The following is a 15553-nucleotide window of genomic DNA, read 5'->3' on the forward strand; positions in this document are numbered from 1 at the left end:
CGCTCGTTCCAGGGATTTATCCTTGCGCTCCAGCGATTCTGGGCCGAGCAGGGCTGCGTGATCCTGCAGCCCTACGACATGGAGATGGGCGCCGGCACCTTTCATCCCGCGACGACCCTGCGCGCGCTCGGGCCGAAGCGCTGGAACGCGGCCTATGTGCAGCCGTCGCGGCGTCCGAAGGACGGCCGCTACGGCGAAAATCCCAACCGCCTGCAGCACTACTACCAGTTCCAGGTGATCCTCAAACCGTCGCCGCCGGACATTCAGGAGCTCTACCTGAAATCGCTGACCGCGATCGGCATCGATTCCAGCCTGCACGACATCCGCTTTGTCGAGGACGACTGGGAAAGCCCGACGCTCGGCGCCTGGGGGCTCGGCTGGGAGTGCTGGTGCGACGGCATGGAGGTGTCGCAGTTCACCTACTTCCAGCAGGTCGCGGGCTTCGAGTGCTCGCCGGTCGCGGGCGAATTGACATACGGCCTCGAGCGGCTCGCCTGCTACCTGCAGGGTGTCGACGCCATCATGGACCTCAACTTCAACGGCCGCACCGACAATCAGAAGGTCATGTACCGCGACGTGTTCTTGCAGGCCGAGCAGGAGTATTCGCGCCACAATTTCGAATTCTCCGACACCGACATGCTGTTCGAACAGTTCCGCATGGCGGAGGGCGCCTGCCGCAAATACCTCGACGCCGGGTGGGCGAAAGGCGACCGCTCGCGCCACCTGATGGCGCTGCCCGCCTACGATCAGTGCATCAAGGCAAGCCACGTGTTCAATCTGCTCGATGCGCGCGGCGTGATCTCGGTGACGGAACGACAGAGCTATATCTTGCGCGTGCGCGAGCTGGCGAAAGCCTGCGGCGAAGCCTGGGTGCACACCGAAGCGGGGAGGGCGACATGAGCGAACGTGCCATTGGCGGCAGGACGCTGATCCCCGTTGAAGTGAAGGCGGGCGAGGAGCTTTTGTGGTGCGCCTGCGGCATGTCGTCAAGCCAGCCGTTCTGCGACGGTAGTCACGAAGACACCGAATTCTCACCGATGGAATACGTGGCGCCGGAAACCAGGCGCGTGTTCTTCTGCACCTGCAAGCGCAGCAAGAACGCGCCGCTGTGCGACGGCTCGCATAAAGAGCTTCCAGTTTAATGCCCGATCTCCTGCTCGAGTTGTTCTCCGAGGAAATCCCCGCGCGCATGCAGGCGAAGGCGGCGGACGATTTGCGCCGCATGGTGACCGACAGGCTCGTCGCCGAAGGCCTGGTCTATGAGGGCGCGAAAGCCTTTGCGACGCCGCGGCGGCTGGCGCTGACCGTGCACGGCGTGCCGGCGCGGCAGCCGGACTTGAAGGAAGAGCGCCGCGGCCCGCGCGTCGGCGGGCCTGATGCCGCGATCCAGGGATTTTTGAAAGCAACCGGGCTGTCGTCGATCAGCGAAGCAAAAATCCAGCCGGACAAGAAGGGCGATTTCTACATCGCGCTGATCGAGAAGACGGGCCGCGCCACGATCGATGTGCTCGCCGAAGTGCTGCCGGTCATCGTGCGCACCTTCCCCTGGCCGAAATCGATGCGCTGGGGCGCGCGCTCGGCCAAGCCCGGCTCGCTCAACTGGGTGCGGCCGCTGCACGCGATCACCGCGACCTTCGGGCTCGAGACCGAAGAGCCCGATGTCGTGAAATTCGCGATCGACGGCATCGAGGCCGGCCAGACCACCTACGGCCACCGCTTCATGGCGCCCGCCGCCATCAACGTGCGCCGCTTCGAGGATTACGAGGCGAAGCTCCTTGATGCGAAGGTCGTGCTCGATGCCGAGCGGCGCAAGGACACGATCCTCACCGACGCCAAGCAGCTAGCGTTCGCGCAAGGCTTTGAGCTGGTCGAGGATCAGGGGCTGCTGGATGAAGTCGCGGGCCTCGTCGAATGGCCGGTCGTGCTGATGGGCTCCTTCGACAAGGAATTTCTGTCGACGCCTGACGAGGTCATCCGCGCCACCATCCGCAACAACCAGAAATGTTTCGTGGTGCGCGATTCCAGGACCGGAAAACTCGCCAACAAGTTCATCGTCACGGCCAATATCGAGGCAGCCGACGGCGGCAAGACCATCATCGCCGGCAACGAGCGTGTGATCCGTGCGCGGCTGAGCGATGCGAAGTTTTTCTATGAGACGGACCTGAAGACGAAACTTGAGGATCGTCTGCCGAAATTCGATTCCATCGTGTTTCACGAGAAGCTGGGTACGCAGGGCGAGCGGATCAAGCGCATCGAGCGGCTGGCCACGGAGCTCGCGCCGCTGGTCGGTGCTGACGTCGAGAAGGCTAGGCGCGCTGCGCATCTGGCAAAAGCCGATCTGCTCACCGAAGTGGTCGGCGAATTTCCCGAGCTGCAAGGCTTGATGGGGAAATACTACGCGCTGGCTCAAGGCGAGGATGCGTCTGTCGCAGCTAGCTGCGAAGAGCATTACAAGCCACAGGGCCCCGCCGATCGCGTGCCGACCGATCCGGTCTCGGTCGCAGTCGCACTCGCCGACAAGATCGATACACTGGTCGGCTTCTGGGCGATCGACGAGAAGCCGACGGGATCGAAGGACCCCTATGCGTTGCGTCGCGCGGCGCTTGGAATGATAAGGATTCTGATCTCAAGCGAACTTCGCATACACCTGTGGGATGCCTTTTCGCGTGCTACGGTGATCTATCGCCAGAGCGGCAATGCTAACGTGACGGCTGGAATCGACGCTTGGATAAAGAAAGCTGACGAGGCACGCGAAAGTGTCCGCGATACCTTGGAGCGAGTTTCGAAAGGATTGGGTGCGTCGGGTCTTCAAGACTTCTTCGCCGACCGCCTCAAAGTCCAGCTCCGCGAGCAGGGAGCACGCCACGATCTTGTCGACGCCGTGTTCTCACTCGGCGGCCAGGATGATCTTCTGCTTGTCGTCCGCCGCGTCGAGGCGCTCGGTCAATTTCTCGATAGCGACGACGGTAAGAACCTGCTTGCCGGCACCAAGCGCGCGAACAACATCCTTGCCATCGAGGAGAAGCGGGACAAGCGGACCTTCGACGGCGCACCGAACCCGGCGCTCTATAGCCTTCCGGAAGAAAAGGCGCTTGCGGATGCGATCGACCTCGCGAAAGTGGAGGCCAGCGTCGCCGTGATGAACGAGGATTTCGCCAGCGCCATGAGCTTCATGGCGATGCTCCGTCCCGCGGTCGACGCGTTCTTCGATCATGTCAAGGTCAACGACGACGATCCGAAGGTGCGCGAGAATCGCCTGAAGCTGCTCAACGAAATCCGCAGCGCCACGCGCGCGGTCGCGGATTTTTCGAAGATCGAGGGTTGATAATGGGCCTGTCATTCCGGGATGGTCCGAAGGACCAGACCCGGAATCTCGAGATTCCGGGTTCGCACGTCGTGCGCCCCGGAATGACGTCGGCGGGTACACAAAAAATCCCCGCCCGGCGGGGGAATACCGGGCGGGGGATGTCTGCTACTGCTGCGGCAGCCAGACATTCAGTTCTCAGCGGCTAACGATGTGCGATCGTGCTAGTCGATGATCTGCACGATGCGGCGCGTGTGCGGCTCGACCAGCACGGTCTCGCCATTCACCACGGTGTAGCGATAGGTCGTTGCGCCGAATGTCTGCGGCACGTCGTAATAGGTTACGCCGGCTTCCGGCAGCACACCGCCGACCACGACGCGATCCGGAATGGTGTAGGTCGGCACGCGCTCACGGATCACATAGTCACGAAATGCCGGCTGCTGCTCCACCGCGATGGTCGGCTCGTCGGTCACGACGACGCCCGGACGCGCCACGCCGACCGTCTGCGCAAGCGTCGCGGCCGGTGCGCCGATCGCCGTGGCGATCGCTGCGATGGCAAGTATCTTGTGCTGCATAGGCTGCTCCTCTCGTCATGATGCAGACAGGCGATTTGCGCCTGCTTGCGGCACGGCAGCCCAATGCATCGCGCCTGACATCGTTCCGAGGAACAGTCGATCTTCTCGGCGGCATTTTCGGGCAATTTTCCTGGTGAGCGGAACCGCGCAGCGGCTGGCGCGTCTCCTATTCCGGAACCCGCGAAGCTACTATGCCGACCTTGAATCGATTCCCCCCGCATCACAGGAGTATCTATGGTCATCACGACTGCGCATATTTCGCCACTGTTGTCCCTTCTTGCCGGCGCGTTGATCCTGATCATGCCGAGGTTGCTCAATTTCATCGTGGCGCTCTTCCTGATCATCAACGGATTGATCGGGTTGGGCCTGCTCCGCTGGCTCCATCTGTAGCTTAAGTCTGGAAAGGCGGTTTCGCGGCTTGCGCGGAACCGCCCAAAATGGTGTAAGGCGCGAAAAACTCACCCCCTCACCGGATGTTCAGAGAGCCATGGCCAAAGCCGTTGCGAAGTCGAAGAAAATCTCAGCGAAATCAAAGCCATCGACGGCAGGCCGGGCGAAGCCCGCCCCTGTGGCTGCGGCGCGTAAGGCGCTGAAGAAAGCCCCGGCCAAGCCGGTGGCCAAACAGGCTGCGAAAGCGCCGGCCACGGAGGCGGTCAAGGCCGGCAAATGGGTCTATACCTTCGGCGACGGCAAGGCCGAGGGCAAAGCAGGCCTGCGCGATCTCCTGGGCGGCAAGGGCGCCAACCTCGCCGAGATGGCCAATCTCGGCCTGCCGGTGCCGCCCGGCTTCACCATCCCGACGTCGGTCTGCACCTATTTCTACGCCCACGACAAAACCTATCCGAAGGAATTGAAGGCGCAGGTCGAGAAGGCACTCGAGCATGTCGGCAAGCTCGCCGGCAAGATGTTCGGCGATTCGACGAACCCGCTTCTGGTCTCGGTGCGCTCGGGAGCGCGCGCCTCGATGCCGGGCATGATGGACACCGTGCTCAATCTCGGCCTCAACGACCAGACGGTGGAGGCGCTCGCCGAGCTCTCCGGCGACCGCCGCTTCGCCTATGACAGCTATCGCCGCTTCATCACGATGTATTCGGATGTCGTGCTCGGCTTCGAGCATCATCATTTCGAGGACATCCTCGATACCTTGAAGGACGGCCAGGGTTATTCCCTCGACACCGACCTCACGGCCGAAGACTGGGTCGAGGTTGTCGGCAAGTACAAGGACGCGGTCGCGCGCGAGACCGGCAAGGAATTCCCGCAGGACCCGCACGACCAGTTGTGGGGCGCGATTGGCGCCGTGTTTTCTTCCTGGATGAATGCGCGCGCGGTGACCTACCGCAAGCTGCATGACATTCCGGAATCGTGGGGCACCGCAGTCAACGTGCAGGCCATGGTGTTCGGCAACATGGGCGACACGTCGGCGACCGGCGTTGCCTTCACCCGCAATCCCTCGACCGGCGAGAGCCGGCTCTATGGCGAGTTCCTGATCAATGCGCAGGGCGAGGACGTCGTTGCCGGCATCCGCACGCCGCAGGACATTACCGAGTATGCGCGGCAGGAGTCCGGCTCCGATAAGGCCTCGATGGAAATCGCGATGCCCGAGGCGTTCAAGGAGCTGACGCGGATCTACACGATGCTGGAGAAGCATTACCGCGACATGCAGGACATGGAGTTCACGGTCGAGCGCGGCAAGTTGTGGATGCTGCAGACCCGCGGCGGCAAGCGCACCGCCAAGGCGGCGCTGAGGATCGCCGTCGAGCTCGCCAATGAGGGCCTGATCTCCAGGAAGGAGGCGGTGTCGCGCATCGACCCCGCTTCACTCGATCAACTCCTGCACCCGACCATCGATCCTGACGCCAAGCGCGACGTGATCGCAACGGGCCTGCCGGCTTCTCCCGGTGCGGCCGCGGGCGAGATCGTGTTCTCCTCCGATGAGGCGGCAAAGCTCCAGGCCGATGGCCGCAAGGTCATCCTGGTCCGCATCGAGACCTCGCCGGAGGACATCCACGGCATGCACGCCGCCGAAGGCATCCTGACCACACGCGGCGGCATGACCTCGCACGCCGCGGTGGTCGCGCGCGGCATGGGCAAGCCCTGCGTCTCCGGCTGCGGCAACATCCGCGTCGATTATGGCCGCGGCACGATGAGCATCGGCTCGCGCACGTTCAAGACCGGCGACGTCATCACCATCGACGGCTCGCTCGGCCAGGTGCTGGCCGGCCGCATGCCCATGATCGAGCCGGAATTGTCGGGCGAGTTCGGCACGCTGATGAGCTGGGCCGATGAGGCCCGCAAGATCGGCGTACGCGTCAACGCCGATACGCCGGATGATGCGCGCACCGCGATCAAGTTCGGCGCCGAGGGCATCGGGCTTTGCCGCACCGAGCACATGTTCTTCGAGGAAACGCGTATCCGCACCGTGCGGGAAATGATCCTCGCCGAAGACGAGCAGGCCCGCCGCGCCGCGCTGTCAAAGCTGCTTCCGATGCAGCGCGCGGATTTCGTCGAGCTGTTCGAGATCATGAAGGGGCTGCCGGTCACGATCCGCCTGCTCGATCCGCCGCTGCATGAGTTCCTGCCGCACACCCACGCCGAGATCGAGGAGGTCGCGCGGGCGATGAACACCGATCCGCGGCGCCTCGCCGACCGCGCCCGCGAATTGTCGGAGTTCAACCCGATGCTCGGCTTCCGCGGCTGCCGCATCGCGATCGCCTATCCGGAGATCGCCGAGATGCAGGCGCGCGCGATCTTCGAGGCCGCGGTCGAAGCGCAGAAGCGCACCGGCAAGGCTGTCGGGCTCGAGGTGATGGTGCCGCTGATCGCGACCAAGGCCGAGCTTGATCTCGTCAAGGCGCGCATCGACGCGACCGCGCAGGCGGTGATGAAGGAGACCGGCACGAAGCTCGCCTATCAGGTCGGCACCATGATCGAGCTGCCGCGCGCCTGTCTGGTTGCGGGCGATGTGGCGAAAAGCGCCGAATTCTTCTCGTTCGGCACCAACGACCTGACGCAGACCACCTACGGCATCAGCCGCGACGACGCGGCGAGCTTCCTCGGCGCCTACGTCACCAAGGGCATCCTCGAGATCGATCCCTTCATCGCACTCGATCAGGATGGTGTCGGCGAGCTCGTCAAGATCGGCGTGCAGCGCGGGCGCAAGACGCGGCCGGATCTGAAGGTCGGCATTTGCGGCGAGCACGGCGGCGATCCAGCCTCCGTGGCTTTCTGCCACGAGGTCGGTCTCAACTACGTCTCATGCTCGCCCTATCGCGTGCCGATCGCCCGCCTCGCCGGCGCACAGGCCGCGATCGGCAAGGCAGTCGCGAGCCAGGCGTGACTCTCTTCGTCATTCCGGGCCTGCGCCTTGCGGCGCATCCCGGATTGACAAGTGGATAGAGAGTGCGCCAATCGACTGTCCCGCGATGAAACGGGTGTCAGCAAAAATTCTTCATCCCGCTTTTGTTGACCGGATCTTTACCACTTCCACTCAAGCGCCATTTACCAACGTTTTCGAAGCCATCTCGGCACGCGCTGCGATGGCTTGCCTGTGTCATGCGCGCAACGCGGATTAACGCCCCGGCAACCTAAATTAGATAACACCGGAAAAGATCGAATTGCACGGAAGTACTGCATTCGAGCTCACAGAGTGTAGCGTTGCGTGAGTGCGTTGATACCAGTCAAGCGTAAGCGGCCGAAGGGCGCACGTTTCGCGTCCTTCGGTTTCGCGCTTTGTATCTTCGCTCTGATGCCGAGCGAGACCGGCTATCAGGACATCGCCTCGCTGCTCGCGCGTCAGCCCGGCGTCGGTGAACGCTGGCAAAAGCGCGTCACCGGCGCGGCCGCTACGATCCAGCTCGCGACCTATAGCTTCGGCCGTCCGATCGGCACGTCCGCGCCGGAGAGCGCGACCTATCGGCTCGCAAGCCTCGAGGGTTTTGCGCCTGACGTCACGGGCTCGCTGCCGCGCAATTCGGTGCTGCAATCGCCGCCGCGTTACCAGCCCTCCGATTTCCCCAAGGTCGACCGCACGCTGAAGGGCGACCGGCTCGTGGTCGCGCCGTCTCCCGCGATTGAGCCCGAGACCGGCCGTCCCGACGAAGAGCCGCCGCCGCATGAAGATCCCACGACGTCCAACAGCTCGGTGATGGGCGCGAAGACCGCAGCGGTGCCCCCGCCCAAACCCGCGCCGCTCGATCCCGAATTGCAGGCGGCGATGAACGCACCGCCGCTGACGGAATACAATTCCTCCCCGCTCTCGTTGCCGCAGTACGACATCTCGCTGTCACTGGAGGCCCACCCGTTTGACGATCTGAGGGATAATCCCGACACGGACTCAACCCCGATCGAGCCGGGTCCGTCACGCGACGGCTTCAATATCCAGACCGCCAGCCTCTATTTCGGCAGCGGCTCACTGGGCGGTGCGTTCGAGGGCATGGAGCGTTGGGAGCCGGGCGAGGAGCCGACCATCGTGACGCCCGACCCCGACATGAAGGTGACGGCGTCGCTGCATTCTCCCTCCGATGAGGTGAATGAGACCGAGAGCGGCGAGAGCATCGCGCCGAAGGGCGAAGTCAACAGCGACAATCAGCTCTCGATCTCTCCGGCCCAGCGGCTCGGCCTCACCGACGAGAAGTCGCGCGCGAAGGCCGAAAAGTGTCTGGCGGAAGCGGTTTATTTCGAGGCTCGCGGCGAAGCCGTCCGCGGCCAGATCGCGGTCGCCCAGGTGGTGATGAACCGCGTGTTTTCCGGCAAATACCCGAACGATGTCTGCGGCGTGGTCTACCAGAACAAGCACCGGCACATGGCCTGTCAGTTCACCTTCGCCTGCGACAACTATGCCGACGTGATCCGCGAGCCGGACATGTGGGACCGCGCCAAGAAGATTGCGAAGGCGATGCTTGACGGCCTGATCTGGCTGCCGGAAGTCGGCAAGTCGACCCACTACCACGCCTATTATGTGCATCCGTCCTGGGTCCACGAGATGACCAAGCTCTGGAAGTTCGGGGTGCATACCTTCTATCGGCCGAAGGCGTGGGGCGACGGCAGCGACGAGCCGCGCTGGGGGACGCCGCAGCAGACCGCGGCGATCTCCAAGGAGCTCGCGGCGGAAGCCAAGAGCGAAGCGGAGATGTACCCGAATTCGATCAGGCGCTGATGCGGTTGTATCTTCCGCTCGTCATGCGCGGGCTTGACCCGCGCATCCGTCAAGAGAAATCTCTTTCCTTTGAGATAGATTGCCGGGTCAAGCCCGGCAATGACGACTCATACTTCAATATCCAGCGCCGCATCGAAATTCGGCGCCGAATGCGTCAGCGTGCCGGAGGAGATGTAATCGACGCCGGTTGCGGCGATGGCGGCAATCGAGCCCAGCGTGACACCGCCGGACGCTTCCAGCACGACGCGGCCGCTTGCGAGCTTTACCGCCTCCGTCAGCGTTGGAATATCCATGTTGTCAAGCAGCACGACGTCGGCGAGGCCGGTATCGAGCACCTCGCGAAGCTGGTCAATCGTATCGACCTCGATCTCGATCTTGACGAGAAGGCCGGCCACGCTGCGAGCGCGTTGCAGCACTGATGTGATGCCGCCGGCGACCGCGATATGGTTGTCCTTGATCAGGATCGCGTCGTCGAGCCCGAAGCGATGATTGAAGCCGCCGCCGCAGCGCACCGCATACTTCTCCAGCGCCCTCAAGCCCGGCGTGGTCTTGCGCGTGCAGCAGATGCGCGTGTTCGTGCCCGCCGTACGATGCACATATTTGGCGGTCAGCGTCGCAATCCCCGATAACCGGCCGACGAAATTCAGCGCGGTGCGCTCGCCCGACAGCACGGCGCGCGCGGGGCCGGAGATCGTCAGCACGCGCGCGCCTTTCGCCACTGTCGCGCCGTCGCGGAGATGCGCTTCGATTCCGATGTCGGGCGACAGCCTCTCGAACGTCGCGATCGCCAGCGGCAGGCCGGCGATCACGCCTTCCTCACGTGCGACCATCAGCGCGCGGGCCGGGGCGGCTTCCGGAATGGTCGCAATCGAGGTGACGTCGCCGGCGCGGCCGAGGTCCTCGTCCAGCGCGCGGACGATCGCCTCGTCTATTGCAAGCGGCGACAGGAACGCTTCGGGGCTCAGGAGCGAAGCAGGAACGATCATGAGATTTTCCTCAGGCTATCATCGGCTGCGCACCGTGCGGCGCCGACATTTCAAGCTTCAGCGCGACCTCGCGCGCTGCCGCGAGCGTCGTCATGGTGCGATGAGCGAGTTCAGGCCGCTCGGCCGGATGGTCGGCGCGGCAATGTGCGCCGCGGCTCTCGCGACGGCTCCAGGCGGAGGCTGCGACCAACAGCGCCGCGGTCGCCATGTTGCGCAGCCGGGTGTTGCCGGCGTCGCGCTCCAGCGCGGCGAAGGTGCGGACCGCTTCGGCCAACCCATCGTCGTCCCTGATCACGCCGACCTGCGAGCTCATCACGGCGCGCAACTTTTTCTCCGCCACCTGCGGCATGTCGCCATTCCGTGGGACAACCAGCGCGGACGCAAGGCGCGTGGCCACTGCGATCTCCTGACCTGCGATATCCTCCGCAATGCGTGCAGCGTAGACCACCGCCTCGAGCAGCGAGTTCGAGGCGAGACGGTTTGCGCCATGCGCGCCCGTCGAAGAGACTTCGCCACCGGCCCAGAGTCCTTTGAGCGAAGTGCGGCCGCGTGCATCCACGGCGATGCCGCCCATGTGATAGTGCGCGGCGGGTGCGACCGGGATCGGCCGTTTCGCCGGATCGAGGCCGGCTGCCAGACAGCTTGCGTAAACGGTCGGGAATTTTTCCGAGAAGCGCGTGCCGAGCGACTCGCGGGCGTCGAGAAAAGCGCCGCGACCCGCTGCAATTTCCGCGAACACGCCGCGCGCAACGATGTCGCGCGGGGCGAGCTCGGCGAGCGGATGAATGGCCGCCATGAAGCGTTCGCCACGATCGTTGATGAGCGTTGCGCCTTCGCCGCGCAGCGCTTCGGTTGCGAGCGGAGCGGGATCGCGGCCGACCATAATGGCGGTCGGATGGAACTGGACGAATTCCGGATCGGCGATGACGGCGCCGGCGCGCGCGGCCATCGCAAGCCCAAGGCCGCTCGCTTCGCGCGGATTGGTCGTCACGGCATAGAGATGGCCGATGCCGCCGGTCGCAAGCACGATGGTTCGGGAGGCGATGGTCACGGGCCGTGCCGTCGCATCGTGCGCTTTGCGCAGCTGTAGTCCGGTGATCGAACCGTCCTCGGTCAGCAGCGCCTCGGCACAAAATCCTTCGATCACTCGGATCGAAGCCGTTCGGCGCACGGCGTCCGTCAATGTGGCGATGATCGCCTTGCCCGCCATGTCGCCGCGCACATGCACGATGCGCCGCGCCGAATGCGCGGCCTCGCGTCCGACCGCGAGCCGGCCTTCGAGGTCGCGATCGAAGGGCACGCCGTAGCGGAGCAGATCTTCGATGCGCGCCCGGGCTTCGCGCGCAAGCGAGAGCGCGACGTCCGCGTCGACGATGCCGCCGCCGACCGCGATCGTGTCGGCGGCATGCGCTTCCGCGCTGTCGCCTTCGGCGACGGCCGCGGCGATGCCTCCTTGCGCCCATGCGCTTGACGCGCCTTCGCCAAGCGGGGCCGCTGAAATCAGGGTGACCGGACGCGGCGAGAGTTTGAGCGCGCAGAACAATCCGGCAAGCCCGCCGCCGACGATGACGACGTCGTCGGTCTTGCGGGTGAGGTAGTGGATATTGGTTGGCATGCTGTCTCCTCTCGTCGTCCTCGCGAAGGCGGGGACCCATAACCACAGGCAGTCGTGTGTGGCGAGGCCGTTGGTGATCGTTCTTCGCCCGCACTCCAGCCTGGGGTTATGGGTCCCGGCTCGCGCTTCGCTTGGCCGGGACGACATCCGTATTAGTTTTTGAGGTTGATCATCCGCTCGACCGAGCGCCGGGCCTTGACGGCAATCTCGGGATCGATCGTGACTTCCTCACGCAGATGAAGCAGGCTGTCCAGGATCTTCGCCAGCGTGATCCGCTTCATGTGCGGGCACAGATTGCATGGCTTCACCATCTCCACATCGGGCAGCTCGGCCTGCACATTGTCGGCCATCGAGCATTCGGTGATCATCACGATCCGCTTCGTCTGGTTTTGCCGAACCCAGTTGATCATGTGCGCAGTCGAGCCGGTGAAGTCGGCTTCCGCCAGCACGTCGGGCGGGCATTCCGGATGCGCGATGATCTGCACCGTGGGATCGGCCTCGCGACAGGCGCGCAGCTCGTCGCCGGTGAAGCGCTCATGCACTTCACACGCGCCCTTCCAGGCGATGATCTTAACGCCGGTTTTCGAGGCGACATATTTGGCGAGATATTGGTCGGGCAGGAAGATCACCTCCGGCGCATTCAGGCTCTCGACAACTGCAACCGCGTTCGACGAGGTGCAGCAGATGTCGACTTCCGCCTTCACATCGGCCGACGTGTTGACATAGGCGACCACCGGCACGCCGGGGAAGCGCTCGCGCAACACCCGCACATCAGCCCCGGTGATGGAGGAGGCGAGGGAGCAGCCCGCGCGCGAATCCGGGATCAGGACCCGCTTCTCGGGGTTCAGGATCTTTGACGTCTCCGCCATGAAGTGCACGCCGCACTGCACGATGGTGGAAGCTTTCACCTTGGTGGCTTCGACGGCGAGCTGCAGCGAGTCGCCCCTGATGTCGGCGACGCAGTGGAAGATTTCCGGCGTCTGATAGTTATGGGCGAGGATGACCGCGTCGCGCATGAGCTTCAGCTCGTTGATGGCCTTGATCATGGGCGCCATCAGAGGCCATTCGATCGGTGGAATCACGTGCTGGACTCGCGCATAGAGATGCGCGGTGGCGCGCTCGACTTCCGCCGTCCATTCCAGCGAGGGCATCGGCAGGGCGGTCGCGCGCGCGTCGGAGTAGGCTTTGCCCCGGACAGGAGCGACGGGAGGCCGCGATCTGTCGAAATCCTCGGGACCGTAGATTGCAGCGATCGGCATGTTGCGCCTCCATAGAAAATTATGCTCAAGATGAGCATATATTGAACGTTAGAAATCCGGCCCCTCTCGAGGCCGGCAGCTCAGAGTGAAGACATTATCCTCATTCTGAGCAAATCTAAATTAGCACGACGTCTCGGGGTTCGCTAGGCGCGGCGGCCATCAAGTCGTCGTGTCTGCTCGGAGGAATTTGCATCGCTGCGATGCGATAGGAATTTTTTGGACGAGGTCTTGGATTTGCATGCAGCTGCATTAACTCTTGGTAATCAACGCAGCCGATTCTCTCGGAGCCGCGAGCACGTAGGGGCACTCCATGGCAACAACTGCGGACGACGTTCGTCCGGCTTCGAATCCCACAAGCTGGCGCACGCCGCTTGTCATCATCAGCTGCGGCTGCGCGATTGCGCTGTTGGGCTTTGGCCCGCGATCGGCGCTGGGCTTTTTCATCCAGCCGATGGGCCGCGAATTTTCGTGGGGCCGCGATGTGTTCGGTCTGGCGTTCGCCGTGCAGAACCTGTTGTGGGGACTTGGCCAGCCGGTTGCCGGCGCCATCGCCGACCGCTTTGGCAGCCTTCGCGTGATATGCGTCGGCGCGCTGCTCTATGCGGCTGGCCTTCTGATGATGCGCTATTCGGCGTCGCCCCTGTCGCTCAATCTCGCCGCCGGCGTGCTCGTTGGTTTCGGGTTGTCCGGCTGTTCTTTCAACCTGGTGCTGTCGGCTTTCTCGAAACTGTTGCCGCCGGACCGGCGCGGCCTGGCGCTTGGCGCCGGAACCGCGGCCGGATCGTTCGGGCAATTCGTATTCGCGCCGTTCGGTGTGGCGCTGATCGACAATTTCGGCTGGCAGTCGGCGCTGACCGTGTTTGCCGCGCTGATGCTCGTAATCGTGCCGCTGTCGCTCGCGCTCTCGACGCCGCCAGCAACCGCGACGAACGCGCCGGTAACACAGCAGCAATCGTTCGTGACCGCGCTTGCAGAAGCTTTCGGCCACCGCTCCTATGTGCTGCTTGTGCTCGGCTTCTTCACCTGCGGCTTTCAGCTCGCGTTTGTCACCGTGCATCTGCCGGCGTTCCTCGTCGATCGCGGCATTCCCGCGCATATCGGCGGGTGGGTGATGGCGTCGATCGGCCTCTGCAACATGATCGGCTCGCTCAGCGTCGGCTGGCTGCAGAATCACCTGCCCAAGCGCTACATTCTGTCGGTGATCTATTTCGCCCGCGCGCTGGCCACCGTCGCCTTCATCTCGTTCCCGGTCACGCCGTTGACCGCGATCGCATTCGGCGCGGTCTCGGGCTTCCTTTGGCTGTCGACGGTGCCGCCGACCTCGGCGCTCGTCTCGCTGATGTTCGGCACGCGCTGGTTCGCGACGCTCTATGGTTTTGCCTTTGTCAGCCACCAGGTCGGCGGCTTCCTCGGCGTCTGGCTCGGTGGTGTCGTGTTCGAGAAATTCGGCTCCTACACGCCGATCTGGTGGCTCTCGATCCTGTTCGGCGTGCTCTCGGCGCTGGTCAACCTGCCGATCGTCGAAAAGCCGGTCGAACGCGCCGTTGCACAGCCGGCCTGATGCGATAAAACCCCTGAAGTAAAAATTCAGGGGAGCTTACCTTGGGAACGTTCAAGGCCATCAGGATCGACAAGGCGGAAAAAGGCACCACCGCCGCGCTCGCGCAATTCGACGAAGCCGACTTGATGGAAGGCGACGTTACGGTTGCCGTCGAATGGTCGACGCTCAATTATAAGGACGGTCTTGCCGTCACCGGCAAGGCGCCGGTGGTGCGGCGCTTCCCGATGATCGCCGGCATCGACTTCGCCGGTACAGTGGAGCAATCCTCGCATCCCGCATGGAAGGCCGGCGACAAGGTCGTCTGCACCGGCTGGGGCTTGGGCGAAACCCATCTTGGCGCCTATGCCGAGAAGGCACGCGTCAAGGGCGACTGGCTGGTGCGCCTGCCCGACGGCTTATCGGCGCGCGATGCGATGGCGATCGGCACCGCCGGCTTCACGGCGATGCTTGCCGTGCTGGCGCTCGAGAAGCAGGGCTTGTCGCCGAAGAGCGGGCCGATCGTCGTCACGGGTGCAGCCGGCGGCGTCGGCTCGGTTGCGACCGCCGTGCTCGGCAAGCTCGGCTATCACGTCATCGCCTCGACCGGACGCCTGTCCGAAGCACCCTATCTGAAGAGCCTTGGCGCGGCCGAGGTGATCGACCGCAACGAGCTCTCCGGCCCCGCCAAGCCGCTGGCGAAAGAACGCTGGGCCGGCGGCGTCGACAGCGTGGGCTCGACTACGCTCGCCAATTTGCTCGCGATGACGAAATACGGCGGGGCGATCGCCGCCTGTGGGCTGGCCGCCGGCATGGATCTGCCAGCGTCGGTCGCGCCGTTTATTTTGCGCGGAGTGTGCCTTCTGGGCATCGACTCCGTGATGTGTCCGATGGCGCCGCGAAAGGCAGCCTGGGAACGCCTCGCGCGCGACCTGGATCGATCGAAACTATCTGAAATCACTCATGAAATTACGCTTGGCCAGGTCATCGAGACAGCCTCCAATATCCTCGCCGGCCAGATCCGCGGTCGAATCGTGGTGAAAATTGTGTAATGACGTTCAGACTTTACCAACCAAGCTGCTCCAATGTTGCCACGGTTAGTATGGTAAGCAGCGGGTAAAG

12 protein-coding genes are annotated in these 15553 nt (G+C 63.8%); 8 read left to right on the forward strand and 4 right to left on the reverse strand.

What is annotated here, in order from left to right; genetic code table 11:
• The 3 genes from VKR55_RS16965 to glyS all read left to right on the forward strand — a co-directional run.
• Nucleotides 1-900: glycine--tRNA ligase subunit alpha (locus VKR55_RS16965; RefSeq protein ID WP_324405071.1), on the forward strand; the 900-nt coding region annotated here is incomplete at its 5' end.
• On the forward strand, nucleotides 897-1142 hold the full coding sequence (locus tag VKR55_RS16970; protein ID WP_324405073.1) for a CDGSH iron-sulfur domain-containing protein: 246 nt from the start codon (nucleotides 897-899) through the stop codon (nucleotides 1140-1142). The genes VKR55_RS16965 and VKR55_RS16970, both read left to right, overlap by 4 nt.
• A complete protein-coding gene (gene glyS / locus VKR55_RS16975; RefSeq protein WP_324405074.1) occupies nucleotides 1142-3325 on the forward strand; it encodes a glycine--tRNA ligase subunit beta in 2184 nt (727 codons plus the stop codon). Before VKR55_RS16970 ends, glyS begins: the two co-directional genes overlap by 1 nt.
• A gap of 203 nt (nucleotides 3326-3528) precedes the next feature.
• On the opposite strand, the gene VKR55_RS16980 is transcribed toward glyS, so the two are convergent.
• Complete coding sequence (locus tag VKR55_RS16980) at nucleotides 3529-3879, reverse strand: DUF1236 domain-containing protein (RefSeq protein WP_324405075.1); 351 nt, start codon at nucleotides 3877-3879, stop codon at nucleotides 3529-3531.
• A 234-nt stretch (nucleotides 3880-4113) separates the two neighbouring features.
• Here VKR55_RS16980 and VKR55_RS16985 point away from each other — a divergent pair, with 234 nt between their 5' ends.
• The 3 genes from VKR55_RS16985 (at nucleotide 4114) to VKR55_RS16995 (ending at nucleotide 9034) form a co-directional block, all read left to right on the forward strand.
• Nucleotides 4114-4269 carry a DUF3096 domain-containing protein gene (locus VKR55_RS16985; RefSeq protein ID WP_324405076.1) on the forward strand — a complete coding sequence of 52 codons (156 nt, stop codon included), beginning with the start codon at nucleotides 4114-4116 and terminating at the stop codon, nucleotides 4267-4269.
• Between the two features lie 97 nt (nucleotides 4270-4366).
• Nucleotides 4367-7216 carry a pyruvate, phosphate dikinase gene (gene ppdK / locus VKR55_RS16990; RefSeq protein WP_324405078.1) on the forward strand — a complete coding sequence of 950 codons (2850 nt, stop codon included), beginning with the start codon at nucleotides 4367-4369 and terminating at the stop codon, nucleotides 7214-7216.
• A 408-nt stretch (nucleotides 7217-7624) separates the two neighbouring features.
• A complete protein-coding gene (locus VKR55_RS16995) occupies nucleotides 7625-9034 on the forward strand; it encodes a cell wall hydrolase (RefSeq protein WP_324405080.1) in 1410 nt (469 codons plus the stop codon).
• 107 nt (nucleotides 9035-9141) lie between these two features.
• Here the strand turns inward: VKR55_RS16995 and nadC are convergent, their stop codons facing one another.
• The 3 genes from nadC to nadA all read right to left on the reverse strand — a co-directional run bounded on the left by nadC (nucleotide 9142) and on the right by nadA (nucleotide 12894).
• Nucleotides 9142-10020 carry a carboxylating nicotinate-nucleotide diphosphorylase gene (nadC, locus tag VKR55_RS17000; RefSeq protein WP_324405082.1) on the reverse strand — a complete coding sequence of 293 codons (879 nt, stop codon included), beginning with the start codon at nucleotides 10018-10020 and terminating at the stop codon, nucleotides 9142-9144.
• Nucleotides 10021-10030: 10 nt separating this feature from the next.
• Nucleotides 10031-11635 carry an L-aspartate oxidase gene (locus VKR55_RS17005; RefSeq protein ID WP_324405083.1) on the reverse strand — a complete coding sequence of 535 codons (1605 nt, stop codon included), beginning with the start codon at nucleotides 11633-11635 and terminating at the stop codon, nucleotides 10031-10033.
• Nucleotides 11636-11787: 152 nt separating this feature from the next.
• Nucleotides 11788-12894 (reverse strand): quinolinate synthase NadA, encoded by a 1107-nt coding sequence (gene nadA / locus VKR55_RS17010; protein WP_324405084.1) that lies wholly within the window; start codon nucleotides 12892-12894, stop codon nucleotides 11788-11790.
• 310 nt (nucleotides 12895-13204) lie between these two features.
• Here nadA and VKR55_RS17015 point away from each other — a divergent pair, with 310 nt between their 5' ends.
• On the forward strand, nucleotides 13205-14455 hold the full coding sequence (locus VKR55_RS17015) for an MFS transporter (protein WP_324405086.1): 1251 nt from the start codon (nucleotides 13205-13207) through the stop codon (nucleotides 14453-14455).
• Between the two features lie 41 nt (nucleotides 14456-14496).
• Nucleotides 14497-15483, forward strand: a complete 987-nt coding sequence (gene acuI, locus VKR55_RS17020) for an acrylyl-CoA reductase (NADPH) (RefSeq protein WP_324405088.1) — start codon at nucleotides 14497-14499, stop codon at nucleotides 15481-15483.
• Nucleotides 15484-15553: the final 70 nt, after the last annotated feature.

It is taken from the genome of Bradyrhizobium sp. (assembly GCF_035309285.1).
GTDB lineage: Bacteria > Pseudomonadota > Alphaproteobacteria > Rhizobiales > Xanthobacteraceae > Bradyrhizobium.

What these genes read in the sequence shown, in the direction of transcription:
- VKR55_RS16970 (WP_324405073.1), top strand. Translation starts at nt 897, where the DNA reads ATGAGCGAACGTGCCATTGGCGGCAGGACGCTGATCCCCGTTGAAGTG.
- glyS (WP_324405074.1), top strand. Translation starts at nt 1,142, where the DNA reads ATGCCCGATCTCCTGCTCGAGTTGTTCTCCGAGGAAATCCCCGCGCGC.
- VKR55_RS16980 (WP_324405075.1), bottom strand. Translation starts at nt 3,879, where the DNA reads ATGCAGCACAAGATACTTGCCATCGCAGCGATCGCCACGGCGATCGGC.
- VKR55_RS16985 (WP_324405076.1), top strand. Translation starts at nt 4,114, where the DNA reads ATGGTCATCACGACTGCGCATATTTCGCCACTGTTGTCCCTTCTTGCC.
- ppdK (WP_324405078.1), top strand. Translation starts at nt 4,367, where the DNA reads ATGGCCAAAGCCGTTGCGAAGTCGAAGAAAATCTCAGCGAAATCAAAG.
- VKR55_RS16995 (WP_324405080.1), top strand. Translation starts at nt 7,625, where the DNA reads ATGCCGAGCGAGACCGGCTATCAGGACATCGCCTCGCTGCTCGCGCGT.
- nadC (WP_324405082.1), bottom strand. Translation starts at nt 10,020, where the DNA reads ATGATCGTTCCTGCTTCGCTCCTGAGCCCCGAAGCGTTCCTGTCGCCG.
- VKR55_RS17005 (WP_324405083.1), bottom strand. Translation starts at nt 11,635, where the DNA reads ATGCCAACCAATATCCACTACCTCACCCGCAAGACCGACGACGTCGTC.
- nadA (WP_324405084.1), bottom strand. Translation starts at nt 12,894, where the DNA reads ATGCCGATCGCTGCAATCTACGGTCCCGAGGATTTCGACAGATCGCGG.
- VKR55_RS17015 (WP_324405086.1), top strand. Translation starts at nt 13,205, where the DNA reads ATGGCAACAACTGCGGACGACGTTCGTCCGGCTTCGAATCCCACAAGC.